Here is a 22,224-nt window from a genome sequence, read left to right on the forward strand (position 1 = left end):
TTTTTACTGTCGCCGCCGCAGCCTGTCAGCATCATGGCCATGGTCAGAACCGCCATGAGCACAACTAAAATCTTTTTCATCGTGAACATCTCCTCTTTTTATATAATTTTTATAAATTAACGCTGTCGAGCTGGACGCAGGCAATATTCTGCCGCTTCCAGGTATAGGTAATATAAAGCGTATCGCCCTGAGCGATAATCGCCGGGTAGGAAAATTCCGCAGGCTCCGTTTCTAAATTCAGAACCCTGCGCCAGCTGCCGCCGTCGTCGTCCGACTTGAACAAGCTCAGGGGAGAACGCAGACCCCAGTTGGCTGCCACAGGATTGCAGACCAAGAACAAGACGCCGCGCTCCGTGCGCACTAAATCCAGGCCGCTGTTATTATTGGGCAGCTCCGTGGCGTAAGCTTCGCTCCAGGTTTCTCCGCCGTCGCTGCTATCGCTGCGGTAAATAAGGCCCTCGCTGCTGCGCAACAGCATATGCACGCTGCCGTCGCCGCTCTGCCACAGGCTGGGCTGAATCACGCCGCGGCCGTAAAAGGATTGCTGGCTGACGGCAATATCGCTTTCCGATGTTTTTTCTCCCTGACAGTAGTGCAGATTTTTGATAGCTACTGCAGAGGATTTACGCCAGGTTCTGCCGTCGTCGTCGCTGATATCGGCAAAGGCCTGCCACAGCCCCTGCTCCGTCGACGCTCCTGCCAAAACCCGTCCATTGGCTAAACGCACCGGCTTATTGCGCACCGGCCCGCGCCCGCCGCCGCGATCTCCCGGCACCAGCTCCACCGGCTCGTTCCATGTACGCCCGCCATCATCAGATAGCATGGTCAGCGTCTGCCAGGAGGCAATTTTTTGCCCTTGCTTGTAAAAGAGCTGCAGCGTACCGTCCCGCCTGCCAAACAGCACTGGGTTCCAGTTAGCCGCCGCCCCATCCGCCAGCTTTACAGGGCTGCACCAGCCCGCTTCGCCGCGCCTGCTGGCATAAATCGCAACATCCGGCTCACCCTCATGGCTGCCGCCGAACCAGCAGCACAGCAGCTGTCCGTCCGGCAAAGCAGCTATGGTCGACGCATGGCAAAAATCAGTGGGCAGCTGCGCCATAATCAATTCCTTACGCATTAGTATACACCTTCAAGAATTTGTAAAATTCCAATAACACAAATATTGTACCATATATTTTATAAAGCGTAAACTGCTTTATTCACATTTTTGCCAAAAGCACAGCTATGCTGCTATAACAGTAATAACAGGCGCACTGCAAAACAGCTCCCTGCCTCAAGTCAGGGAGCTGCATGCAATATAAAATTTTCAGCGAATCAATATGCGTCCATACCGTTGCGGCCGCCGCCAACAATGCGCACATTATCCACGCCAAAGGCCGCTTTGATGGCCGGCAGCCATTTAGCAGTCAGCGCCGTGCGCACCTTTTCGTCGCCCGTCAGCATCAGCAAAGCGTTGTCGCCCAGATTAACATTTTCCAAGCTGTTGATAAGGCGATTGAACTCGTCGCTGCCCATGACCTCCTTTAAAGCCTTCAGCCCGGCCAGCAGCTGCGGCTTTTCCTTTGCCGCCCGTTCCTCCAAAGCTTCAAAGGCCACCTGCACCAGCTTTCCGTTTACTGCGCCGACAAAGCTTTCCTCTAATTTACCGCTCATGCCCAAAAAATCCTCTGCCATAATAAAAACCTCCTTACTCGCTTAACTCATAAAGCCTTTTATATATGCCCTGCGTCGGCAGGAGCTGTTGATGAGTTCCTATCTCGGCAATTTCGCCGTTGTGCAGCACCACAATTCTGTCGGCGTTGATAATCGTCGATAAACGGTGCGCAATTATCAGTGTCGTTCTATTAGCTGCCAGCTTATCCAAAGCCTGCTGCACCTGCTTTTCCGTTTTCGTATCCAGCGCCGAGGTAGCCTCGTCGAAAACCATCACCGGCGGATTCTTCAAAAAAGCGCGGGCAATGGCAATACGCTGCTTTTGCCCGCCGCTCAGCTTGACGCCGCGCTCTCCTACTTTGGTTGCGTACCCGTCCGGCAGTTGGGCGATAAAATAGTCCGCAGCTGCCAGGCGAGCCGCTTCCGCAATTTCCTCCGCCGAGGCCTGCGCTCTGCCGTAAGCAATATTAGAGCTTACGGAATCAGAAAAGAGAAAAACGTCCTGCTGTACCAAGCCCACATGATTGCGCAAAAATGCCTGACTATAACGGTTGATATCCACGCCGTCCAGCAAAATGCGCCCCTGCTGCGGCTCGTAGAAGCGCAGCAGCAGATTAGTCAGCGTAGTTTTGCCTGCTCCCGTAGCGCCTACAAAAGCTATCTTTTCACCCGGCGCAATATCCAGCGAGAAATTTTTCAGCACCGGTTTATCGCCAAGATAGCCAAAGGTGACGTTTTCAAAGGTAATATGGCCTGCAATTTGCGCCTCCGTCACCGCATCAGCCGAGTCTTCTATTTCCGCAGGCGCAGCCATCAGCTCGTTAAAACGATGAAATCCCGCCATACCGCGCTGATACATTTCCGTAAAGACCATCAGTCGCAGAATAGGCTTCATAAATAAATTGACGTAGAGGAAGAACGCGACAAAATCGCTGAAGGGCAGCCTTCCCATGGTAATCAGCACACCGCCGCAGACCAGAACCGCCAGATTAGTAAAATTGGTAAAAAAATTTACGATGCCGGAAAAGTAGGACAGTATACCGAAGGACTGCCGCCGCACGGCAAACAGCTCGTCGCTTTTCTCCATAAAGCGGTTCAGCTCCCGCTCCTCGTTGGCGAAGGCCTTTACCAGACGAATGCCGCTTAAAGCCTCCTCCGCCTGAGCCGACACCTCGCCCGACTTTTCACGGCTGCGGCGAAAGGCAGCCTTCATTTTTCTATTAATGTAAACCGTATGCACAGTTTTCAGCAGCAGCAAAAGGCTGATAACTGCGCCCAGCTGCGGATTCATATACAGCATCATGGCGATAGTGCCCACCATACTGATGCTGCACACCAGCAAATCGTTGGGCCCGCGAAAGGTAAGCTCGCTGATTTCCACAATATCGCTGGTCAAACGGCTCAAAAGCTGCCCCGTTCTGGCGTTATCGAAAAAGCGGAAGGACATGGACTCGATATGACGAAACAGGTCGCGGCGCATATCGTTTTCAATGCCCGCGCTCATCACATGTCCATAATAATTGATGCCGAAAAGTAAAGCGAAATTGACAAGATAAAGCGCTAAAAGCGCAGCAGCCCAATAAAGCATACCCTCTAAATCACGCTGCGGTATTTCATTATCCAGTAAACGGCGCACCAGCACAGGAAACAGCAAATCCAAAGCCGCCGCCAGGCAGGAGCCAAGCATGACGCCGATAAGCAGGCATTTATAGGGCTTGTAATAATGCAGATATTTATTGAGCATGGCCTGTCCCTTCCTCGCCTTTATTATCCCAGAGATGCAGCCGGTAAGCGCCGATAATTTTGCCCTCCGGCGTTACTGCCGGAGCCTCAACGCCCGCCACCTGCCTGCCGTCGCCGCTGATAGCTATTGCCTGCAAGGGTCCTTCCGTACCGAAGAAATTATACCTGCTGCCGTTTTCCAGGTTTACTACCAAAGCTCCGTGAGCCTTGTAATTATGGGTACGCACATTGCGCCCGACAGCGCAAGCCGCAAATTTACCGGCAAAGGCCAGCTCCTCCATGGTGCCGTCGGCCTTATATTGGTAACGGAAGGAGCCGTCCGTATTAAAAACAAACAGGCTGTTATTGCTGGGATGCTCTACCGGCGTCGGCAGCTGCCAATTTTCCCGGTTAAAGGTATTGATTGTAGTAAAGAGAACGCCGTAAGGCGTCACAAAGCCGTCGCGGCCGCTGGCGTTAATCCAGGCGCCGTCCACCTGAGCGGGCCGCGATATAGAGCGCTGCCACAGAATATTGCCTTCGGCGTCAAACAAAAAGCCGCGCCCATCGCTGCAGGAGGCAGCCAGATAACGCCCGTCGCCGCTGAAATTGGGACTGCCGCGCATAACAGTATTATCAAAGGGCGGCACCGGCGGCACAAAGGTAGAATTAAGCAGGCTGCCGCTGCGCTTATCCAAAAAGTACATGGTATCCTTGTAGTTCATATCGCTGCGAAAATCGTAGGCCGAGGTGGAAATAACAACGCGGCCGTTATTATCGTTAACGTCGCACCAGTTTATCCAGCTGTCCATGGGCTCCCGTTCAGGGAACTGCCACAGCCTTCCGCCATCCCTGCCGACGGCCAGCATACGCCCATTATAGCTGCGGGCGCCATCCTTGCGTATCAAAAAGCGGTACATATTGGCGTAAACATTATCATCTTTATCCACTACAATATGAACAACCGAAGGATACGAGCGCTGCGAAGCGTCAGTACCGACAAAATCAGAGGCCTTATACTGCCACAAAATATCGCCGGTGTGCGTGTTGACGGCGTACAGCCTACCCTCCGGGCTCTGCTCGCCTACAAAGGCCACGCTGCCGTCCCGCGTAAGACACAGGGAAATAAGCTTGCCGATGCCCAGATTGCGTTTCCACAGCTGGCGACCGTCCGTATCGAACAAAAAGAGCTCGCCCCGCTCCGTACCAACCAGCCAGCCCGGCTCCGCGGCAGCATACCGCACCACGGCTTTGGTAAAGCCCATGCGGTCGTAATTCTGCGTGGGAATATCGCCTAAATACACGCTGACGCCGCTCTGCCCGCCGCCGGTTTGAAATTGATTCCAGGGCGTGCGGCTGCCTGTTATCCAATATAAGGCGCACCAGGATAAAATTAAAATAAGAATGGCTGCATAGCCTTTAAGCTTACTCATAGGTATAAAATAGTCCAATCATAAATTTTACGGAAAACGCCAAAATAAAAGCCCTGCTCGCTCAAAAGATAGAGCACCTTACTGCCTGCCACCGCCGCAGTCAAAAGCAGCAGGCAGCAGCAGCCGAGCTTTTCACGCCAGCGCCATACGTCGCCCTGCCTGGCGGCTCCCGCCAGGAAAAATCCCCTGCTTACTACGGATAGAGCCAGCGTCTGCGCCCGCCGCAGGCAGCGGGCCAGCAAGGGCTTAGCGATATAGGGCAAATGCCGCAGCACCGCCGTGCGTCCGCTTTGACTATCGCTGCGCAATTGCAGCGCCGTAATTACCTCGCCCGTTTCTGCGGCCAGCACTGGCAAAAAGCGGATAGCTGTCACCAGCATAAACGCCAGCTGCGGCGACAAGCGCCATGCCAGCAAAGCCTTTAGCAGCTGCCGTGGGTCGCTGGTCCAGCACACCAGCAGCCCCAAGGTCAGCATGCTGGCAGAGCGCAGTCCCTGCACCGCGCCGTACAAAATACCCTCGCGGTAAATATACAAACCGCCCGTAAGCTGTCCCAAAAAGGAGCTGTCCGGAGCAATAAGCGTAAACAGCGGCGTGCGCGGCGTTTGGGCAAAAAACAACGCTTGACTGAACATGGAGCCCCACAGCCCTAAAAGCAGCAGCACCGCCAGCACCTTCCATTTATAGACGGACGTTCCCGCCGCCAAATGCAGCAGCAAGGTAATAGTGAATAAGCCGAACAACGTCCGCGGATTATCCACCGTAATCGTCAAAATAGCGAAAAGGAACAAGGCTGCCAGCTTAGTGCGCCCGTTAAGCCGCTGGGCCCAGCCGTTGGCGTCAGTTCCCTCCCACAGCTGTCTTACGGACATAACGCAGCACCTCCTTAACCGTAACGCAGGGCGGCAGCTTGAGACTACTGCAAATAGCCAGCAGCGGCGAGGGAGTCAGCCCGCCCTCCTGCAAAAGCCGCTCGTCGCTTAAAACGCTGTTTGCGTCAGAATCGGCTATAAGCTGTCCCTGACGCAGTACCAGCGCCCTGTCGGCCACCTCTGCGGCCAGCTCCACATCGTGGGTACAGAGCAGCGCGCAGCCGCCGTTATTTTTACAATCCAGCAAAAGCTGCTTAATTTCGCCCAGGCTTTGCTCATCCTGACCGGTAGTAGGCTCGTCTAATAGCAGCAGCGCAGGCCGTTTAGCCAGCATAGCGCCCAGCACGACGCGCAGGCGCTGACCCTTGCTCAGGGCTAACGGGAAATCATCGGCGTATTCAGCCAGATTCAGCTTTTGCAGCATCGTCTCCAGGGCGGCTGGCGACAGCGTTTTGTTTTTCCAGCATAATTCCTCCCGCACAGTGTCGGCCAGCAGCATCAAATCCGGCTCCTGCCGCAAATAGCCCACCTGCCCCAAAGCCTTCTTAATATTCTGCCCTTTAAGCATAATGCCGCCGCGTTGAGTCACGGTCAAGCCTCCCAAAAGATTCAGCAGCGTGCTTTTTCCCGCGCCGTTAAAGCCCATCAGCGCGGTTATCTCGCCTTCATGCAGGGCAAAGGAAACGCCGCGAAGCGTATGCTCCTGCGCTCCCGGATAGGTATAATACACGTCCTGCACCTGTAAAATTTTCTTCCCCACAACGTCAGGCTGCTTCGCCACACAAGCGCTGCGCTCCACAGCGCAGTCGTGTTCAATCATTAGCACAATAGCGTCCGCAGATGCCGTCAACCGCGGCAGCTGCAAGGCTCGGCACAGCTTGACGCTCTGCGGCTCGCGCACGCCCACGTCAGTACGGCCGGTCAAGGCGTACCAGGCTTCGCTGATGGAGCCGTCGTAAATAATCCGGCCCTCACGCATCACGGCCAGCCGCTGAAAATAACGGCACAGCTCGTTGACGCGATGCTCGATCATTAAAATAGCGATGCCTTCCTCACGGTTAAGGCGCGTCAAAAGCTGCATAAAGCTCTGCACGCCCTGCGGATTCATTTGGCTTACGGGCTCGTCTAAAATCAAAAGCCGCGGCTTGGTTATTAATATAGAAGCCAGGGCCAAACGCTGCCGCTGGCCGCCGCTCATTTCCATAGGCTTATGCTCCAAACGGTCGCCCAGGCCCACGGCCTCCAAAGCCTTTTTGGCGCGCTCCATGCGCTCCTCCTCCTCCACGCCCGCGTAAATCAGGGGCAGAGCCACATTCGCCTGAGCCGTCAGCTTGGCCAGCAGATTAAAGTTCTGGAAAACAAAGCCTATTTTAGCGTTGCGTGTATGTGCCAGCTCGTCGTCGTTATAACCGGCAATCTCCTTGCCGTCCAAATAATACTCTCCGCTGGTAGGCCGGTCAAGACAGCCTAAAATATTCATCATGGTAGACTTGCCGCTGCCCGACGGCCCCATAATGGAAGTAAACTCGCCAAAGCCAATTTCCACGTTGACATGGTCCAAAGCATGAACGATACTGTCGCCCATCACATAGGTTTTCATTATATCCTTTAATTGGATAACAGTAGCCATTACAGTCGCCTCCTTATTACATGGGAGGACCCATTCTGGTATTAGTCTGCTTTGCTACGGCCTTCTTCACCAGCAAGCGCTCGCCTGGCTGCAAATCTGCGCCGGAAATAACGATGCTGCTGTCGTTGCTCAGGCCCACGGTAACGTCAACGTCGCGGCTTTCCTTGGTCTTTTCATTATATACCTTAACATAACGGCGCTTGCCCTCGCTGTAAACGCAGTTCAGAGGCGCCATCAGCACGTTCTGTTCCTCGGCGATAATGAATTCCGCTCTTGCCGTCATGGTCGGCAGCAGTTTGCCCTTAGCGTCGTCAACAGTTACATATACCTTATAGTAAATTACATTGTTTTCGGTTTCTGCGCTCTTGGATACTAAACGTACCTTGCCGGTAAAGGTTTCTTCAGGAAAGGCATCGACAGTAAAGCGCACCTGCTGGCCCACCTTAACCTGGCCGATATCGGACTCGTCCACCATGGTTTCAATCTCCATATTATCCAGCGTAGCAACGGACATAATTACCTGAGGCTCGCTGATACCGGAGCTGATGGTCTGGCCTACGGGCGTAGGCTTGCCGATAACATAACCGCTGATAGGCGTAACGATAACCGTATCGCTGACGTCGGAGGCAGCCTTGTCATAATTGCTTTTAGCTACCAGATAATCGGCATAGGCTGTATCGAAGGTAGCCTGGCTGATAGCGCCTTGGTTTACCAACTGACGGTAACGGTTATAGGTCAGCTCGGCGTCGACCAAACGCGCCTGCATCTGCGCCAAAGTAGCGCGCAAGGAGGTGTCGTCCAAACGCACCAGCACATCTCCGGCATTAACGTGCTGATTTTCCTTAACCAGCACCTCTACGATACGTCCCGTAATCTTGGAGCTGATATCTACATTATCCAGAGCGGACAAAGAACCGGTAGCGGAAATGGTTTCCGTCAAATTCCCCTTTGTCACCTCGCCCAGCTTTACCGAAACGGCGTCAGCCTGAGAGCTTTGATAATATTGGTAGCCGCCATAGCTGCCTGCCAGCAGAATGGCGCACGCGATAATGACGTACTTATTGTTTTTAATAAATTTCAGCATAGCGTATCCCTCATTCATCATTTTTTGTATCTATTATATACCTCTCTCTTTTTGAGGTCAAAGTTATCATACCAAAAAGATGTGTTTTTTTTATGACGGTTTAGCGTCCCGATGACTATTTTTCTTCGCTGACGCTTTCCGCAATTATCAGATTACTCTGCCATTGTACACCTTCCCGTCACAATATACACAAAGCGTTACGTTTTTCAGCTTAGCAAAAAATTTGCTTGACAAATCCGCAACTTGTTGCCATAATGTAAAGAACACAATGATGTGTTGTTGCCAAATTTAATACTCATCAGTAAATGCAATGAACGGGAAAATTTACCTGACCCAAGGCTTTCAGAGAGACGGCGCACGGTGCAAGCCGCCACCTTCCAGGCAAAGAAGCTCGCCCGCAAGCAGCCGCTTTGAACGAAGTAGAAGCGGACGCCCGACAGCGTTAAGTCCCCGAACGAAGGCTTCGGAAAGAATGAAGTAAAAAATTAGGGTGGTACCGCGATTTTTCGCCCCTATCTGTTATAAAAAAAGCAGATAGGGGCTTTTTATTAGGTAATAATCAACACCATATCAAAAAGAAAACATTGGAGGTCTTAATCTATGGGTATGACAATGACAGAAAAAATCCTTGCGAAGCATGCTCATCGCGACAGCGTCAGCGCTGGCGATTTGCTGGTTTCCCAAGTAGACTTGGTATTAGCCAACGATATTACCGGTCCCCCGGCTATCACCGAATTTGAAAAAATCGGCAAGCCGGTATTCGACAAAAATAAAATTGCTCTGGTTCCCGACCATTTTTCTCCCTGCAAGGATATTAAATCCGCTACCATGTGCAAACGTATGCGCGACTTCGCCCGCAAGCACGAAATCAAAAACTACTTTGAGGTAGGCCGTATGGGCATCGAACACGCTTTGCTGCCGGACCAAGGTCTGGTTGCTCCCGGTGAAATCGTTATCGGCGCCGACTCCCACACCTGCACCTACGGCGCGCTGAACGCGCTGAGCACCGGCATGGGCCAGACCGATATCGGCTGCGCTATGGCCAGCGGCACCACGTGGTTCAAAGTACCCCAGGCAATTAAGGTCAACCTGACCGGCACGCTGCCCAGATATGTGCGCGGCAAGGATATTATTCTCACCATTATCGGCATGATCGGCGTTGACGGCGCCCGTTATCAATCCCTGGAATTCTGCGGCGACGGCGTTGCCCAGCTGTCCATGGCCGACCGTCTGACCATCTGCAACATGGCTATCGAGGCCGGCGGCAAAAACGGCATTTTCCCCGTTGACGAAAAGACCATTGAATTTTTGAAGGAACGCGGCGTAACCCGCCCCTGGGAAGCAGTAACTGCCGACGAGGACGCAGAATATGCCCGCGTACTGGATATTAAGCTGGACGAGCTGGTACCAGTAGTCGCTTATCCGCATCTGCCGGAAAACACCCATCCGGCCAGCGAAGGCCATAACATTAAAATCGATCAGGTAGTAATCGGCTCCTGCACTAACGGCCGTCTGGAGGATTTGGCGCAGGCTGCGGAAATCATCAAAGGCCATAAGGTTTGCGACCATGTGCGCATGATCGTTATCCCCGCTACCCAGGAAATTTATCAAAAGGCTATGCGCCTTGGCTATCTCGATACCTTTATCGAAGCCGGAGCAGCCGTTTCCACTCCCACCTGCGGCCCCTGCCTGGGCGGCTACATGGGTATTCTGGCAGCCGGCGAACGCGCCGTTTCCACCACCAACCGCAATTTCCGCGGCCGCATGGGCCATGTAGACAGCGAGGTTTATCTGGCCAGCCCCTATACCGCTGCTGCCAGCGCAATCACCGGTTATATCACCAGCCCTGAGGAGGTAGTAAAATGAGTAAAGTTTGGCGTTACGGCGACCACGTCGATACGGACGTAATTATCCCCGCAAGATATTTGAATATCGCAGATTTCACCGAGCTGGCAGAGCACGCTATGGAGGACGCCAAGGAAAATCTAGTAGAAAACTTTGCCGCAGGCGTTCAGCCCGGCGATTACATTGTGGCAGGCAAAAACTTCGGCTGCGGCTCCTCCCGCGAGCACGCGCCCATGGTTTTAAAGGTTAAAGGCATCAAATGCATCGTTGCCGACAGCTTCGCCCGCATCTTCTATCGCAATGCTATCAACATCGGCCTGCCCGTTTTGGAAATCGGCGCTGACGTAGAAAAAATTCAGCCCGGCGATATCATCGACGTAGATATGAACGCCGGCGAAATTCATATTACCAATAAAAACATCACCATCAAAACTAAACCGCTGCCGGAATTTATTCAAAAAATCGCCGACTGCGGCGGTCTCATCAACTATTTAAAAGGAGAGCAGTAATAATGAAGATTTGCTTACTTCCCGGCGACGGCATCGGCGTAGAAATCGTAGACGCCGCAGTAGAGGTACTGGACGCTGCCGCAAAAAAATTCGGCTTTGCTATTGAATATGACAAGCAGCTCATCGGCGGCTGCGCTATCGACGCTACCGGCGTGCCCCTGCCGGAAGCCACTATCGCTTCCGCTAAAGCTGCGGACGCAGTGCTGCTGGGCGCCGTGGGCGGCCCCAAATGGGATAACGTAGAACCCTCCATCCGTCCGGAAAAAGGCCTGCTGGGCATCCGCAAGGCGCTGGGCTTATACTGCAACCTGCGCCCCATGACCGTTTCCAAATTCACCGCCCATTTATCCCCGCTGAAAACGGAACGTGCCGAAGGCGCAGACCTGCTCATCGTGCGCGAGCTGACCGGCGGTATTTACTTCGGCGAGCATAACGAGGCTCACCTCAACGCCGACGGCATTGAAGAAGCCAGCGACGTAGAGCTGTACACCCGTCCGGAAATCGAGCGCATTGCCCGCTTTGCCTTTGAGGCCGCTAAAAAGCGCCGCGGCAAAGTAACCAGCGTCGATAAAGCCAACGTGCTGGGCTCCAGCCGTATGTGGCGCAAAATCGTCGCTGAAATGCAGGCTAAAGATTATCCGGAAGTAGAACTGAACAATTTCTATGTGGATAACTGCGCTATGCAGCTGGTACTCAACCCCAGACAATTCGACGTTATTCTGACCAATAATATTTTCGGCGATATTTTAAGCGATGAAGCCAGCACCATCGCAGGCAGCATCGGCCTGCTGCCCAGCGCTTCCTTAGGCGACGGCACCGGCATGTACGAGCCCATTCACGGCAGCGCTCCGGACATTGCCGGTCAAGGTATTGCCAACCCGCTGGCTACCATTCTCAGCGTCGCTATGATGCTGCGTTATTCCCTCAACCAAAGCGCCGCAGCCGACGCTATCGAAGCCGCTGTGGACGCAGTAATGGAACAGGGCTATCGCACTCCCGACCTGTATGCCGAAGGCTTGAAGAAGGTTTCCACCTCTGAAATGGGCCGCCTTGTTGCCCAAGAGCTGTTGAAATAATGGCTTCGTCCCCTCGCAGCCGCGCCTTCCTCGAAGGTCTCCACGACGGTATTCCCATTGGCCTCGGCTATTTCGCCGTGGCCTTTTCCCTTGGCATCATTTGCCGCAGCAGCGGCCTCAGCGTTCTGCAGGGCTTCTTAGCCAGCCTGCTCAACAACACCTCCGCCGGTGAATTTGCGGCGATTACGCTCATCGGCGCAGGCGCAGGCTATGTGGAAATCGCTTTGGTGACGCTTATCGCCAACGCGCGCTATCTGCTCATGAGCTGCGCTTTAAGCCAGCGCTTTGCAGAAGGTACGCCCTTTGTGCATCGTTTAGGCGTCGCCTTCGCCGTCACGGACGAGCTGTTCGGCATCGCCATTGCCCGCCCCGGCATGCTTAACCCTTGGTACTATTACGGCGCTATGGCCGTAGCCATCCCCGGCTGGTCCAGCGGTACGGCGCTGGGCATTATTGCTGGCAGCGAGCTGCCTGCGCGTCTGGTAAGCGCTCTCAGCGTAGCCCTCTACGGCATGTTTTTGGCAGTCATCATTCCCCCGGCCCGCCAAAGCCGCGTCATTCTGACGGTCGTAGCAGTCAGCTTTGCCGCCAGCCTTATCGCCAACTATTGGCCGCTTTTAGCAGCTCTGTCCGGCGGCACGCGCACCATTCTGCTGACCGTCGCCATTTCTGCGGCGGCGGCGCTGCTCCATCCGGTGCGGCAGGAGGTGTAGCATGCAGGGCAATATTTATGTGCATATAGCCATCATGACCCTTGTGACCTACGCCATCCGCGTACTGCCGCTGACGCTGATCCGCAGGGAAATCAAAAACCCCTTTATCCGTTCCTTTTTATATTATGTCCCTTATGTAACGCTGGCCGTGATGACCTTTCCCGCCATCGTTTACGATACTCAAAACCCCCTGTCCGGCGCTTTAGCTCTGGCAACAGGCATTGCCGCTGCCTGGCGGGGTCTGAGCCTGTTCCACGTAGCCTGCTGCTGCTGCGCCGTCGTCTTTGCGGCGGAGCTGGCGCTGGTTCCGTAAAGCAGCAAAACACATTAAAATTGTTTACAATCCACACTAAGCTCAAGAGGACTGCCGCACAGCGCCAAAACGCTTCTGCAGCAGTCCTCTTTTTATTATCCTTTAATTTTTCTGCGCCTTTTTCTCCTGCGCACATTCTTCCCCGGCAAATTGGGGACGCGGGCAGTTAGACCCCGAAGGCTTCAAGGTAAAGCCGCGGCCAAAAACGTCGTTGACGTCGTTAATAATCATAAAGGCGTCCGGGTCTATCTCCCGGCAGATAGAGCGAATCTTCGCCAGCTGGGTCAGCTTAATCACCACAAACAAAATCTCCCGATGCTGATGGGTAAAGGCGCCTTCGCCGTGCAGATAGGTAACGCCGCGCCCCACCACCTTGATGATTTCCTCGGCAATTTCATAATGACGGTTGCTGATAATGATAACATTCTTTTTATAATCAAAGCCCGTAGTAAAGGCGTTACAGGTTTTGGTCATAATAAAGAAGGTCAGCAGGGTGTACAGCACGGGCTCAATACCAAAGAAGGACACGCTGGCAACCAGCAGGCATAAATTAAATAAAAAGCCCGTCGTACTGATGCTGATGGAATAATTCTTCTGGATGATAGCGCCGATAATATCCGTACCGCCGCTGCTGCCGCCTACGCGGTACATACAGGCCGCGCCGATACCGTAAAGCACGCCGCCGGCAATGCAGGCCAGCAGCTTATCATGCACCACCGTATATGAGGACAGAAAATGGAAAAAGTCCAGCGAAGCGGAAAACATTACGATACCAAACAACGCGCTGATGGTATACTGGCGGTCCATGAATTTATAGGCCAGGAAAAACAGCGGCACATTGCAAATCAGGCTGGTGGCGCCCATGGGCAGCCCGCCGATATAATAGGCCAGCACCGCTACGCCGCCGATACCGCCGCTGAGCATTTTATTAGGCATATAAAATACGTTCAGCGCCACGCCCATAATAACGCAGGCCAGCGTAACCATAAAATATTGATAAGCTATTTTTTTCAGATTTGTCGACATAAGCTTCTCCTTAAATTCTTTACTTCCTAGTATAGTAAACATTTTTTGCCAAAAAAGCAACCGGCAGATAAAGAATTTTTTCATGATTTTACATAAGCCGCGATGCTCAAAACATTACAGCTGTAACAGCCGGCGCATTTCTTACTAATAATATCTAAAAAAACTTGCGGTGAAGGCTAAAGCAGTATAAAATAATACTGTATACACTTATGGGCAGGTGAGCTTAGATGAAAACGATAACTGAAACAGCTTATGCTAAAATAAATCTCGGCTTGGACATTATCGGCAAGCGCTCCGACGGCTATCACGAGGTCAGCATGATTATGCAGAGCGTCGGCCTGAGTGACGAGGTCGTCATCAGCGCTGGGCAAAACAACGAAGCCATTACCGTAACAACGGATATGGCAGGCCTCAGCTGCGGCCCCGATAATCTGGCTTACAAAGCGGCAGAGCTTTTAGCCAAACATGCCGGTATCAAGCCCCATGTTCACATTGCCCTGAAGAAAAAAATCTTTTTAGCCGCAGGACTGGCAGGCGGCAGCAGCGACGCGGCGGCTGTGCTGCGCGGTCTCAACAAATACTGGCGGCTAAAGCTGAACGCAGACGAATTGAAACGGCTGGCAGCCCAATTAGGCAGCGATATACCCTTCTGCATAGAAGGCGGCACGGCGCTGGCTACAGGCCGCGGCGAAATCCTGACGCAGCTGGACGAGCTGCCCCCGGCCGTGGTAGTACTGGCCAAGCCCAAAGGCTTGGAGGTTTCTACCGCCTGGGTCTACCAGCATTATAACAAAGGCCGCGTAGTGCATGCACCCTGCATTTGGCAGCTGCAAGCCCGTTTGCAGGACGGAGCCCGCGCCTTAGTTCCCTATATGGGCAACGTACTGGAAACGGTAACTATTCCGGCGCACCCGGTCATCGCTTCCATTAAAGCCGCTATGCTCAGCGCCGGCGCTTATTACGCGCTGATGAGCGGCAGCGGCCCCACAGTTTTCGCCCTGGCCCCCGACCAAAAAACGGCGGCCAATATCACGGCGGCCTTAGCCGACTTTTCCGTAGAAACAGCCATTACTACTACCGTAGGGAGGATAAAATAATTATGTCTGGACATTTACAGCCAATACGACTTGACAGCTACAAGCCCTTGCGCGAGCTGGTATGTGAAAATATCCGTCAAGCCATCATCGACGGCACCTTTAGTCCCGGTGAACGATTGATGGAAATTCAGCTGGCCGACGAAATGGGCGTCAGCCGTACTCCCGTGCGCGAGGCTATCCGCAAGCTGGAGCTGGAGGGCTTTGTGGTAATGATTCCCCGCCGCGGCACCTATGTAGCGGATATTTCCATTAAGGATATTACCGAAATTTACGAGGTACGCACCTGCCTGGACGTACTGGCCGCAGGCCTGGCTGCCGAGCGCATTACCGACGAGGAGCTGGAAACTCTCAATGTTTATCTGCATGAAATCAGCCAGCACGTCGCCAATATGGATATCGACAAAATCGTTGAAATAGACACAGCCTTTCACGACGTTTTATATACCGCTAGCCGCAACGAACGGCTGCGCAGCATCATCAACAATCTGCGCGAGCAGCTGACAGGCATCCGCGGCCGCACCATGAGCTATCCCGGACGTCTGGTGGAAACCATGGACGAACACCGTTATCTGGTAGACGCCATTGCCGCCCGCGACGTAGAACGCGCTCAGCACGCCGCCCGCATTCACATTGAAAACGCCGAGCATACGCTGATGCGTTCGCTAGCTGAGCACGGCAATAAGAAGGCGTAAGCATGCAGCAATACGACGCCTTTATTGCAGCCGGGGGAAGCAGCCCCTGGCTGCAGGATATCTGCGGCACGCCATACCGCTGCCTGGCAGTTATTGGCGGCCGCCGTCTTATCGATTATATTACCGACGCCTTACTTGGCAGCGGCCGTATACACCGCATCGTAGTCGCCGCTGCACCGGAGGCTCTGGCTCAGCTGGAGGGTACGCTGCCAGCCAGCGTCAGCCTGTGTCCCGCAGCGCCTACGTTATCAGTTACAGCCTGCGACGCGGTGCAGTATTTTGGCGAAAGCTGCAGCCCTAAAATTTTAGGAGTCTGCGACGATATTCCGCTGCTGACGGCGGCAGGAGTGCAGGATTTTTTAAGCCAATGCGAAGCTTATCCGAACGGTCAGGTTTATTATCCCATTATTCCTCAAGCCGCCTGTCTGGAGCAATTTCCTCACGCTCAGCGCACCTACGGCAGACTTCGGGACGGCGCGTTTACCGGCGGCAATATGATGCTTATTGATAAAGCCGTCATACCACTGGCACGGGTCAAGGCCGACGAAATCTTTGCCCTGCGCAAATCGCCTCTGCGCCTGGCTAACTGGCTGGGCTGGAGCTTTATCTTTAAAGCGCTGCTGCACCGGCTGACTATTGAAGAAGCAGAACAGCGCTTCAGCAAAATTATGGACATGACCAGTAAGGCCGTCATTACCAGCCACGCCGGTATCGGTATGGATATAGACAAGCCAGCTGATTTACGCTTGGCAGGAAAATATTTAGCAAAATAAATTCCGTATAGGGAGAGGAGAATAGATATGTCTGATTTAGTTGCCGTTATTCTTGCCGCAGGCAAAGGCACCCGCATGCGCAGCAAATACCCCAAGGTGCTGCACAAGGTAGGCGGCAAGCCCATGCTGCAGCACGTTATCGACGCGGCCACCGCTGCAGGCTGCACGGAAAAGGTTGTTATCGTAGGCCATGAGGCCGAATTAGTAGAAGAAATGGTAGGCGCACAGGGCAAAATCGCTTTGCAGGCTCAACAGCTGGGCACCGGCCACGCCGTTATGCAGACAGCCGAAGCGCTCAATGGCTTTACCGGTACGGCGCTTATTTTATGCGGCGATACGCCGCTTTTAGAGGGCGAAGAGCTGAAGCGCTTTTGCCAGGCGCATAAGGAATCCGGCGCGGCAGCCACCGTGCTCACCGCCGTTATGGACGACCCCTTTGGCTACGGCCGCATTATCCGCGACGAGCAGGGCAATGTGCAAGGCATCGTGGAACAGAAGGACGCTACGGAAGCGCAGAAGGCCATTAAGGAAATCAACACCGGCATCTACTGCATGGAATGCCCGCTGATGTTCGACGTGCTGTCGACCTTAACCAACGACAACGCGCAGGGAGAATACTACCTGACAGACGTACTGGCTAAGCTTAATCAGGCAGGTCAAAAGGTGGGCGGCGTCAGCACTGCCGACAGCGATATGGTTATGGGCATCAATTCCCGCAAACAGTTGGCCACCGCCGAAGGCGTAATGCGCCAGCGTATTTTAGACAAGCTGATGGACGCAGGCGTAACCATTATGGACCCGGCCAGCACCTTTATTGAAGCCAGCGTAAAAATCGGCCGCGACACTGTAATTTATCCCTACACCTGGCTGGAAGGCAGCACGGAAATCGGCGAGGACTGCGAAATCGGCCCCAGCTCCCGTCTGACCAATGTTAAGGTGGGCGACGATAACCATCTGCAATTTATTTACGCCCACGACTGCGAGGTTAAGAGCCACGTTACCGCCGGGCCTTACGTACACCTGCGCCCCGATACGGTTATCAGAGACCATGTAAAAATCGGCAATTACGTAGAAGTAAAAAATTCCAACGTCGGCGAAGGCAGCAAGCTGCCGCATCTTACCTACATCGGCGACAGCGATATCGGCAGCGGCGTCAATATGGGCTGCGGCTGCATCACCGTCAACTATGACGGCAAGAAGAAGCATCGTACAGTAGTCGGCGACAACGCCTTCGTCGGCTGCAACACCAATTTAGTTGCGCCCGTCACCGTAGCCGCCAACACCTACATCGGCGCAGGCAGCACTATCACCAAGGAAGTGCCCGAAAACGCATTAGGCATCGCCCGCGCCCGGCAAAAAAATATCGAAGGCTGGGCCGAAAAATACAGAAACAGTTAAAAGCGTTACAAAAAACTTGTTAAAAGGCAGGCTTTTAGTGTATAATTGATGCTAGACAAAGCCTTTCGCACTACAAGAACAGCAAGGCGATTTTGGAGGGATTGGAAATGTTGTCTGATGAAAATAAGTTAAGAATTTTTACTGGTAATGCAAACCCTGATTTAGCGCGCGAAATTGCCGCTTACCTGGGAACCACCGTGGGCGATTCCGTAGTTAACCGCTTTAACAATGGTGAAATTCAGGTAATGATCAACGAAAGCGTGCGCGGCAAGGATATCTTTATCGTACAGCCTACCTGCGGCCCCATTGTTAACGACAATGTTATGGAGCTTTTGATTATGGCCGACGCCTTCAAACGCGCCAGCGCCAACCATATTACCGCAGTTATTCCTTACTATGGCTATGCCCGTCAGGACCGCAAGGCCCGCGGCCGCGAGCCCATTACCGCCAAGCTGATGGCCGACCTGCTGGAAACCGCAGGCATCACCCGCGTAGTGACCATCGACCTGCACGCAGCACAAATCCAAGGCTTCTTCAATATCCCCTTTGACCATATGCCCGGCGGCCCGCTGCTGGCAGAATACATTAAGAGCAAAAATCTGGACAACATGGTTGTCATCTCCCCCGACCTAGGCGGCGTAAGCCGTGCCCGCGGCTTTGCCGAAATTCTTAACGCCCCCATGGCCATCATCGACAAACGCCGTCCTGAACCCGGCGTAGCCGAGGTTATGAATCTTATTGGCGACGTTAAGGGCAAAAACTGCATTTTGGTCGACGATATGGTGGACACCGCAGGCTCATTAACCGAAGGCGCACGCGCACTCAAAAAATTCGGCGCTAACGAAATTTACGCATGCTGCACCCACCCCATTCTGACCGACCCGGCGCTGTCTCGTATCGCTCAATCCGATATCAACGAGCTGGTTGTGACCAATACCATTCCGCTGCCTCCTTCTAAGAAGCATCCGAAGATTAAGGTATTGTCCATTGCGCCTATTTTGGCAGAAACCATCCTGCGCATTTACAATGATTGGTCTGTAAGCCAATTATTCGACATTAAGAAATAAAAGCGCACAATCCAATAGTCTATTAAAGGCTTGCCTCAGGCAAGCCTTTTCTTTTAAAACGCTATGAGAATTATTTATATTATTATCACCAGCGCTTTGCTGAGCACAGCGCTGCTGTGGCTGGGACGCTTCGGCAAATTACAGCGGCGCACAGCCGCCATGCTGGCAGCCGTAAGCATGCTGTGCAGCGGCGTGCTGCTGCTTTTGGCCGTGCTGCCCGGCAACAGCTTTTACGGCCCTGTTCTGACCCACGGCATCAGCGGCAAAAAGCAAATCGCCCTGACCTTTGACGACGGCCCCTATCAGCCCTATACGCAAAAGCTGCTGCAAGTTCTAGCAGCTAAAAATGTCCGCGCCACCTTCTTTATGGTAGGCGAAAACGCCGCCCGCCATCCGGAAATAGTACGCTTAGTGCAAAGCCGGGGACACCAAATTGCCTTGCATGCCGGTTATCACCAGGACCTGCTGAAGCTATCTGCGCCGCAGCTCCAGGAAAATATCGCTTACGGCAAGCGCACTTTAGAACAGCTTACCGACCAGCCCGTGCGCTATATGCGCCCGCCCCACGGCTTTAAGGACTGGCAGGTTATGCACGCTATGGAAAGCGCAGGACTGCAGGCCGTCAATTGGAGCGTTATTCCCCGCGATTGGACCAACCCCGGCACGGAACAAATCGTCAGCCGCGTTTGCAGCAGCGCCGAGCCCGGCGCCATCGTCCTGCTTCACGACGGCGACAGCCCCAAGCAAACAGCCCCCCGCGAGCAAACCGTCGCCGCCACGGCGCAAATCATCGACCGTTTACGAGCGGATGGTTATGAATTTGTCACGATAGAGCAGCTTGTAAAATAACGTAAAATAAGCCATTACTTTATTTCTGAGGGAATTAGAGGTTTAGCTCATAAGTGCTTAGAACCATAGAAGCGAGGGCGTACCTTCCTGCGCTTATGCTGACAAATTTTCCCGCAAGCTTCGTTATGGTTCTGCACGCAATGAGCGTAAAAAACCGGAGTTGACCGAAGAAATATGTAATGGCGTGAACATAGTAAAATAAATTTACAAAGGAGAAAAAAGTAATGAAACTCATCGTCGGTCTGGGCAATATTGGCCGCGAATACGCCAATACCCGCCACAACATCGGCTTTATGGTAGCGGACGAGCTGGCCAAACGCTATGGCGTAGCCTTCGGCAAGGAGGACCGCAGCGCTTACTGCGCCGAATACCGCGCCCCCGAAAAAATTTTAATTATCAAACCCACCACCTATATGAATCTCAGCGGTATCGCCGTTGGCGCTTACGCCAATTTCTATCATATCGCGCCGGAAGACATCGCCGTTATCCAGGACGATATGGATATGCCCGTGGGACAGCTGCGCATTCGCCGCAAGGGCAGCGCAGGCGGCCACAACGGCTTAAAATCCATCATTGAGCATTTAGGCACCAGCGACTTTGCCCGTTTTAAAATCGGCATCGGCCATCCCGCCCGCAATAATCAAGCCGTTATCAGCCACGTACTGCATCAATTCCAAGGCGCAGATAAAGAAGCCATCGACCAAGCCGTGCAGGAAATGGCCGACGCTTTGCAGCAATGGGTTAAGACAGGCGATTTGGAGGCAGTAATGACCCAGCACAATAAAAAGAAGCCTAAAAAAGAGGAGCAGCCCGACGCTGCTGCAGTTGATAAGTAAGCCTGATTATAAAATTGCTAATGCAGATGAAGATAATTTTTATATTGCTACTTTTCAGAAGCTTACTTTCTTGCTAAAATATATTTAAGAAACAAAAGGAGGTAGCTCGCATGAAAAAATTTATTCTTTGCATTCTTTGCTTACTAATCTGTTCCATTGGCGCAGCGGCAGCTCCCGCCAAAAAGGTTGTGCTGTGGTATCAGGTACCGGACGTAATTTTAGAAGCGCAGAATCCGGAAAACGATACGGAAAAAGGCCAAAAGGAACTGGAAGCCTTCATTCAGGAACAATACGGCAAACGCTTCGCCATTCAATCGCTTAAACGCGCTCCGCAAAAAGAGCTCACCGTCGAAGACGTTTCTTTAATCACTCGCCCTGCCTGGATACCCGTAATCGTTAAAATCGATTTGGCAGGCGCAGGCACCGGAGAAAAATTAGTCGGCAAGTACGCCACCGTCAAGGTTTCGCTGCAAGAAAGCGTCGTTGCAGACGGTCAAATCTTTACTTACGATTACGGCATTAAGGAATACGACAGCAGTATGCTGCGCGTTGCCGGTTATGTTGTCGCCAGCGAGGACGACCCGCGCATCAATACCAAAAACGCCGTCAACGATTGCCTTACGGAAGCCTGCACCTTGAATACTAAAGTAAATCGCTATGCCGACCCAGCGGCTTATGAAAAAGAGAACGCTCGTTATAACGGCGAATTTCAAAATATAAAATAATTCAGGGCCAGCGCCCTTAGTAAAAAACAAAAGCTCTGAAGCTTAGCGCACCGCAGCAGCAAACTGCGGTCCAAGGCTTCAGAGCTTTTTATTTATCGTACATTATCTGCGACAGAGCTTTAATGATAAGCTGCAAAAGCTGCGCCGATTTTTCCAATGGCAGCGCCAATTTTTCGTCCAGCACCATTTCCGGCAGCAGCGGCACATGGACAAAGCCCACCTTCACAGCGCTGCCGGCAAAATGATGACAGGCCATAAAAAAATATCGTTGCACACATAACCGCCGGTAGTATAGCCCAGCTGCACCGGGTAATGCGCTGCCTGCAGCCGCCGCACCAGCTCATGCACCGGCAGCGTGGCAAAATAAGCCGCAGGCCCACCTGCAACAATAGTTTCATTCCACGGCTTGCGCCCCAAATTATCCTCGATTAAAGCGTCCCGCACATTAACAGCCACCGTATCCATATGCACATGACGGCTGCCGCTGTCCATTCCCGTCAGCAAAATCACGTCCGGCTGCACCTGCTCTGCTCGTTCCAGCAGCATTCTGCCAGCCAAGCCAAAAATATTGGGCAGCCGCAGCTTTTCAATTTTAAAATCGCCCACGCTCTCCGGCTGCGCACGCACCGCCTCCCACGAAGGATTGATTTGGTAATGGGCGAAAGGGTCAAACCCTGTTAATAAAAGCTTTTTCATTATTCGTTATTTCTTTCCAAATATACAAGCTAACCCTTAAGACACAAAATAAGACAATAAATGAATTATAAGAGCTATACTAATTATAAAAAAGCCCCTAGAGCCAGTCTAGGGGCGGTTTTACATTGGAGCTACTGACGGGACTCGAACCTGCGACCTGCTGATTACGAATCAGCTGCTCTACCAACTGAGCTACAGTAGCATGGAAAGTATGC

At 52.9% G+C, this 22,224-nt stretch carries 23 protein-coding genes, 1 tRNA gene and 1 other annotated feature; of the genes, 13 read left to right on the forward strand and 11 right to left on the reverse strand.

The window, feature by feature from the left end; genetic code table 11:
- Nucleotides 1-109: 109 nt before the first annotated feature.
- The 7 genes from QZ105_RS01965 to QZ105_RS01995 all read right to left on the reverse strand — a co-directional run bounded on the left by QZ105_RS01965 (nt 110) and on the right by QZ105_RS01995 (nt 8,394).
- Nucleotides 110-1,117 carry an exo-alpha-sialidase gene (locus tag QZ105_RS01965; RefSeq protein WP_293728172.1) on the reverse strand — a complete coding sequence of 336 codons (1,008 nt, stop codon included), beginning with the start codon at nt 1,115-1,117 and terminating at the stop codon, nt 110-112.
- A gap of 197 nt (nt 1,118-1,314) precedes the next feature.
- Entirely contained in the window at nt 1,315-1,674 is a 360-nt protein-coding gene (locus QZ105_RS01970) for a hypothetical protein (protein WP_293728173.1), read from the reverse strand.
- A gap of 13 nt (nt 1,675-1,687) precedes the next feature.
- Nucleotides 1,688-3,397 carry an ABC transporter ATP-binding protein gene (locus tag QZ105_RS01975; RefSeq protein ID WP_293728174.1) on the reverse strand — a complete coding sequence of 570 codons (1,710 nt, stop codon included), beginning with the start codon at nt 3,395-3,397 and terminating at the stop codon, nt 1,688-1,690.
- The gene (locus QZ105_RS01980; RefSeq protein WP_293728175.1) at nt 3,387-4,808 is read right to left on the reverse strand and encodes a PQQ-binding-like beta-propeller repeat protein; all 1,422 of its coding nucleotides are present in this window, start codon (nt 4,806-4,808) and stop codon (nt 3,387-3,389) included. The genes QZ105_RS01975 and QZ105_RS01980 overlap by 11 nt, the downstream gene beginning before the upstream one ends.
- Nucleotides 4,805-5,680: an energy-coupling factor transporter transmembrane protein EcfT gene (locus QZ105_RS01985; protein WP_293728176.1), complete on the reverse strand. Its 876-nt coding sequence runs from the start codon at nt 5,678-5,680 to the stop codon at nt 4,805-4,807. The genes QZ105_RS01980 and QZ105_RS01985 overlap by 4 nt, the downstream gene beginning before the upstream one ends.
- Nucleotides 5,649-7,310, reverse strand: coding sequence for an ATP-binding cassette domain-containing protein (locus QZ105_RS01990; protein WP_293728177.1), 1,662 nt, complete (start codon nt 7,308-7,310; stop codon nt 5,649-5,651). The genes QZ105_RS01985 and QZ105_RS01990 overlap by 32 nt, the downstream gene beginning before the upstream one ends.
- Nucleotides 7,311-7,326: 16 nt before the next feature.
- The gene (locus QZ105_RS01995; protein WP_293728178.1) at nt 7,327-8,394 is read right to left on the reverse strand and encodes an efflux RND transporter periplasmic adaptor subunit; all 1,068 of its coding nucleotides are present in this window, start codon (nt 8,392-8,394) and stop codon (nt 7,327-7,329) included.
- A gap of 301 nt (nt 8,395-8,695) precedes the next feature.
- Nucleotides 8,696-8,911, forward strand: a binding site (T-box leader).
- Between the two features lie 83 nt (nt 8,912-8,994).
- On the opposite strand from QZ105_RS01995, the gene leuC reads away from it, so the two are divergent.
- Genes leuC through QZ105_RS02020 form a run of 5 tightly spaced genes read left to right on the forward strand, consistent with a single transcriptional unit; the run spans nt 8,995 to nt 12,850 of the window.
- Complete coding sequence (leuC, locus tag QZ105_RS02000) at nt 8,995-10,260, forward strand: 3-isopropylmalate dehydratase large subunit (RefSeq protein WP_293728179.1); 1,266 nt, start codon at nt 8,995-8,997, stop codon at nt 10,258-10,260.
- Entirely contained in the window at nt 10,257-10,748 is a 492-nt protein-coding gene (locus QZ105_RS02005) for a 3-isopropylmalate dehydratase small subunit (protein ID WP_293728180.1), read from the forward strand. The genes leuC and QZ105_RS02005 overlap by 4 nt, the downstream gene beginning before the upstream one ends.
- 2 nt (nt 10,749-10,750) lie before the next feature.
- Nucleotides 10,751-11,824, forward strand: coding sequence for a 3-isopropylmalate dehydrogenase (gene leuB / locus QZ105_RS02010; RefSeq protein ID WP_293728181.1), 1,074 nt, complete (start codon nt 10,751-10,753; stop codon nt 11,822-11,824).
- Entirely contained in the window at nt 11,824-12,537 is a 714-nt protein-coding gene (locus tag QZ105_RS02015) for an AzlC family ABC transporter permease (protein WP_293728182.1), read from the forward strand. Before leuB ends, QZ105_RS02015 begins: the two co-directional genes overlap by 1 nt.
- Before the next feature lies 1 nt (nt 12,538).
- Nucleotides 12,539-12,850, forward strand: a complete 312-nt coding sequence (locus tag QZ105_RS02020; RefSeq protein ID WP_293728183.1) for an AzlD domain-containing protein — start codon at nt 12,539-12,541, stop codon at nt 12,848-12,850.
- A gap of 102 nt (nt 12,851-12,952) precedes the next feature.
- Here the strand turns inward: QZ105_RS02020 and QZ105_RS02025 are convergent, their stop codons facing one another.
- Complete coding sequence (locus QZ105_RS02025) at nt 12,953-13,876, reverse strand: YitT family protein (RefSeq protein WP_293728184.1); 924 nt, start codon at nt 13,874-13,876, stop codon at nt 12,953-12,955.
- A 227-nt stretch (nt 13,877-14,103) separates the two neighbouring features.
- Here QZ105_RS02025 and ispE point away from each other — a divergent pair, with 227 nt between their 5' ends.
- The 8 genes from ispE (at nt 14,104) to QZ105_RS02065 (ending at nt 21,313) form a co-directional block, all read left to right on the forward strand.
- Complete coding sequence (gene ispE / locus QZ105_RS02030) at nt 14,104-14,973, forward strand: 4-(cytidine 5'-diphospho)-2-C-methyl-D-erythritol kinase (RefSeq protein WP_293728185.1); 870 nt, start codon at nt 14,104-14,106, stop codon at nt 14,971-14,973.
- 2 nt (nt 14,974-14,975) lie between these two features.
- Nucleotides 14,976-15,665, forward strand: a complete 690-nt coding sequence (locus tag QZ105_RS02035) for a GntR family transcriptional regulator (protein WP_293728186.1) — start codon at nt 14,976-14,978, stop codon at nt 15,663-15,665.
- A gap of 2 nt (nt 15,666-15,667) precedes the next feature.
- Complete coding sequence (locus QZ105_RS02040; RefSeq protein ID WP_293728187.1) at nt 15,668-16,438, forward strand: NTP transferase domain-containing protein; 771 nt, start codon at nt 15,668-15,670, stop codon at nt 16,436-16,438.
- 27 nt (nt 16,439-16,465) lie between these two features.
- Complete coding sequence (gene glmU, locus QZ105_RS02045; RefSeq protein WP_293728188.1) at nt 16,466-17,836, forward strand: bifunctional UDP-N-acetylglucosamine diphosphorylase/glucosamine-1-phosphate N-acetyltransferase GlmU; 1,371 nt, start codon at nt 16,466-16,468, stop codon at nt 17,834-17,836.
- A gap of 107 nt (nt 17,837-17,943) precedes the next feature.
- Nucleotides 17,944-18,903, forward strand: a complete 960-nt coding sequence (locus QZ105_RS02050; protein ID WP_293728189.1) for a ribose-phosphate pyrophosphokinase — start codon at nt 17,944-17,946, stop codon at nt 18,901-18,903.
- Between the two features lie 63 nt (nt 18,904-18,966).
- Nucleotides 18,967-19,752 carry a polysaccharide deacetylase family protein gene (locus tag QZ105_RS02055; protein ID WP_293728190.1) on the forward strand — a complete coding sequence of 262 codons (786 nt, stop codon included), beginning with the start codon at nt 18,967-18,969 and terminating at the stop codon, nt 19,750-19,752.
- A gap of 224 nt (nt 19,753-19,976) precedes the next feature.
- Nucleotides 19,977-20,588 carry an aminoacyl-tRNA hydrolase gene (gene pth / locus QZ105_RS02060; protein ID WP_293728191.1) on the forward strand — a complete coding sequence of 204 codons (612 nt, stop codon included), beginning with the start codon at nt 19,977-19,979 and terminating at the stop codon, nt 20,586-20,588.
- A 110-nt stretch (nt 20,589-20,698) separates the two neighbouring features.
- Nucleotides 20,699-21,313, forward strand: a complete 615-nt coding sequence (locus QZ105_RS02065; RefSeq protein WP_293728192.1) for a hypothetical protein — start codon at nt 20,699-20,701, stop codon at nt 21,311-21,313.
- Nucleotides 21,314-21,401: 88 nt separating this feature from the next.
- Here QZ105_RS02065 and QZ105_RS02070 read toward each other — a convergent pair whose 3' ends face one another.
- The 3 genes from QZ105_RS02070 to QZ105_RS02080 form a co-directional block, all read right to left on the reverse strand.
- Nucleotides 21,402-21,569 (reverse strand): hypothetical protein, encoded by a 168-nt coding sequence (locus QZ105_RS02070; RefSeq protein WP_293728193.1) that lies wholly within the window; start codon nt 21,567-21,569, stop codon nt 21,402-21,404.
- The gene (locus QZ105_RS02075) at nt 21,536-22,009 is read right to left on the reverse strand and encodes a hypothetical protein (protein ID WP_293728194.1); all 474 of its coding nucleotides are present in this window, start codon (nt 22,007-22,009) and stop codon (nt 21,536-21,538) included. Before QZ105_RS02075 ends, QZ105_RS02070 begins: the two co-directional genes overlap by 34 nt.
- 126 nt (nt 22,010-22,135) lie before the next feature.
- Nucleotides 22,136-22,211, reverse strand: a tRNA-Thr gene (locus QZ105_RS02080).
- Nucleotides 22,212-22,224: the final 13 nt, after the last annotated feature.

The organism is uncultured Phascolarctobacterium sp. (genome assembly GCF_905212365.1).
In the GTDB taxonomy this organism is placed as follows: domain Bacteria; phylum Bacillota; class Negativicutes; order Acidaminococcales; family Acidaminococcaceae; genus Phascolarctobacterium_A.

What these genes read in the sequence shown, in the direction of transcription:
- QZ105_RS01965 (WP_293728172.1), bottom strand. Translation starts at nt 1,117, where the DNA reads ATGCGTAAGGAATTGATTATGGCGCAGCTGCCCACTGATTTTTGCCAT.
- QZ105_RS01970 (WP_293728173.1), bottom strand. Translation starts at nt 1,674, where the DNA reads ATGGCAGAGGATTTTTTGGGCATGAGCGGTAAATTAGAGGAAAGCTTT.
- QZ105_RS01975 (WP_293728174.1), bottom strand. Translation starts at nt 3,397, where the DNA reads ATGCTCAATAAATATCTGCATTATTACAAGCCCTATAAATGCCTGCTT.
- QZ105_RS01980 (WP_293728175.1), bottom strand. Translation starts at nt 4,808, where the DNA reads ATGAGTAAGCTTAAAGGCTATGCAGCCATTCTTATTTTAATTTTATCC.
- QZ105_RS01985 (WP_293728176.1), bottom strand. Translation starts at nt 5,680, where the DNA reads ATGTCCGTAAGACAGCTGTGGGAGGGAACTGACGCCAACGGCTGGGCC.
- QZ105_RS01990 (WP_293728177.1), bottom strand. Translation starts at nt 7,310, where the DNA reads ATGGCTACTGTTATCCAATTAAAGGATATAATGAAAACCTATGTGATG.
- QZ105_RS01995 (WP_293728178.1), bottom strand. Translation starts at nt 8,394, where the DNA reads ATGCTGAAATTTATTAAAAACAATAAGTACGTCATTATCGCGTGCGCC.
- leuC (WP_293728179.1), top strand. Translation starts at nt 8,995, where the DNA reads ATGGGTATGACAATGACAGAAAAAATCCTTGCGAAGCATGCTCATCGC.
- QZ105_RS02005 (WP_293728180.1), top strand. Translation starts at nt 10,257, where the DNA reads ATGAGTAAAGTTTGGCGTTACGGCGACCACGTCGATACGGACGTAATT.
- leuB (WP_293728181.1), top strand. Translation starts at nt 10,751, where the DNA reads ATGAAGATTTGCTTACTTCCCGGCGACGGCATCGGCGTAGAAATCGTA.
- QZ105_RS02015 (WP_293728182.1), top strand. Translation starts at nt 11,824, where the DNA reads ATGGCTTCGTCCCCTCGCAGCCGCGCCTTCCTCGAAGGTCTCCACGAC.
- QZ105_RS02020 (WP_293728183.1), top strand. Translation starts at nt 12,539, where the DNA reads ATGCAGGGCAATATTTATGTGCATATAGCCATCATGACCCTTGTGACC.
- QZ105_RS02025 (WP_293728184.1), bottom strand. Translation starts at nt 13,876, where the DNA reads ATGTCGACAAATCTGAAAAAAATAGCTTATCAATATTTTATGGTTACG.
- ispE (WP_293728185.1), top strand. Translation starts at nt 14,104, where the DNA reads ATGAAAACGATAACTGAAACAGCTTATGCTAAAATAAATCTCGGCTTG.
- QZ105_RS02035 (WP_293728186.1), top strand. Translation starts at nt 14,976, where the DNA reads ATGTCTGGACATTTACAGCCAATACGACTTGACAGCTACAAGCCCTTG.
- QZ105_RS02040 (WP_293728187.1), top strand. Translation starts at nt 15,668, where the DNA reads ATGCAGCAATACGACGCCTTTATTGCAGCCGGGGGAAGCAGCCCCTGG.
- glmU (WP_293728188.1), top strand. Translation starts at nt 16,466, where the DNA reads ATGTCTGATTTAGTTGCCGTTATTCTTGCCGCAGGCAAAGGCACCCGC.
- QZ105_RS02050 (WP_293728189.1), top strand. Translation starts at nt 17,944, where the DNA reads ATGTTGTCTGATGAAAATAAGTTAAGAATTTTTACTGGTAATGCAAAC.
- QZ105_RS02055 (WP_293728190.1), top strand. Translation starts at nt 18,967, where the DNA reads ATGAGAATTATTTATATTATTATCACCAGCGCTTTGCTGAGCACAGCG.
- pth (WP_293728191.1), top strand. Translation starts at nt 19,977, where the DNA reads ATGAAACTCATCGTCGGTCTGGGCAATATTGGCCGCGAATACGCCAAT.
- QZ105_RS02065 (WP_293728192.1), top strand. Translation starts at nt 20,699, where the DNA reads ATGAAAAAATTTATTCTTTGCATTCTTTGCTTACTAATCTGTTCCATT.
- QZ105_RS02070 (WP_293728193.1), bottom strand. Translation starts at nt 21,569, where the DNA reads ATGGCCTGTCATCATTTTGCCGGCAGCGCTGTGAAGGTGGGCTTTGTC.
- QZ105_RS02075 (WP_293728194.1), bottom strand. Translation starts at nt 22,009, where the DNA reads ATGAAAAAGCTTTTATTAACAGGGTTTGACCCTTTCGCCCATTACCAA.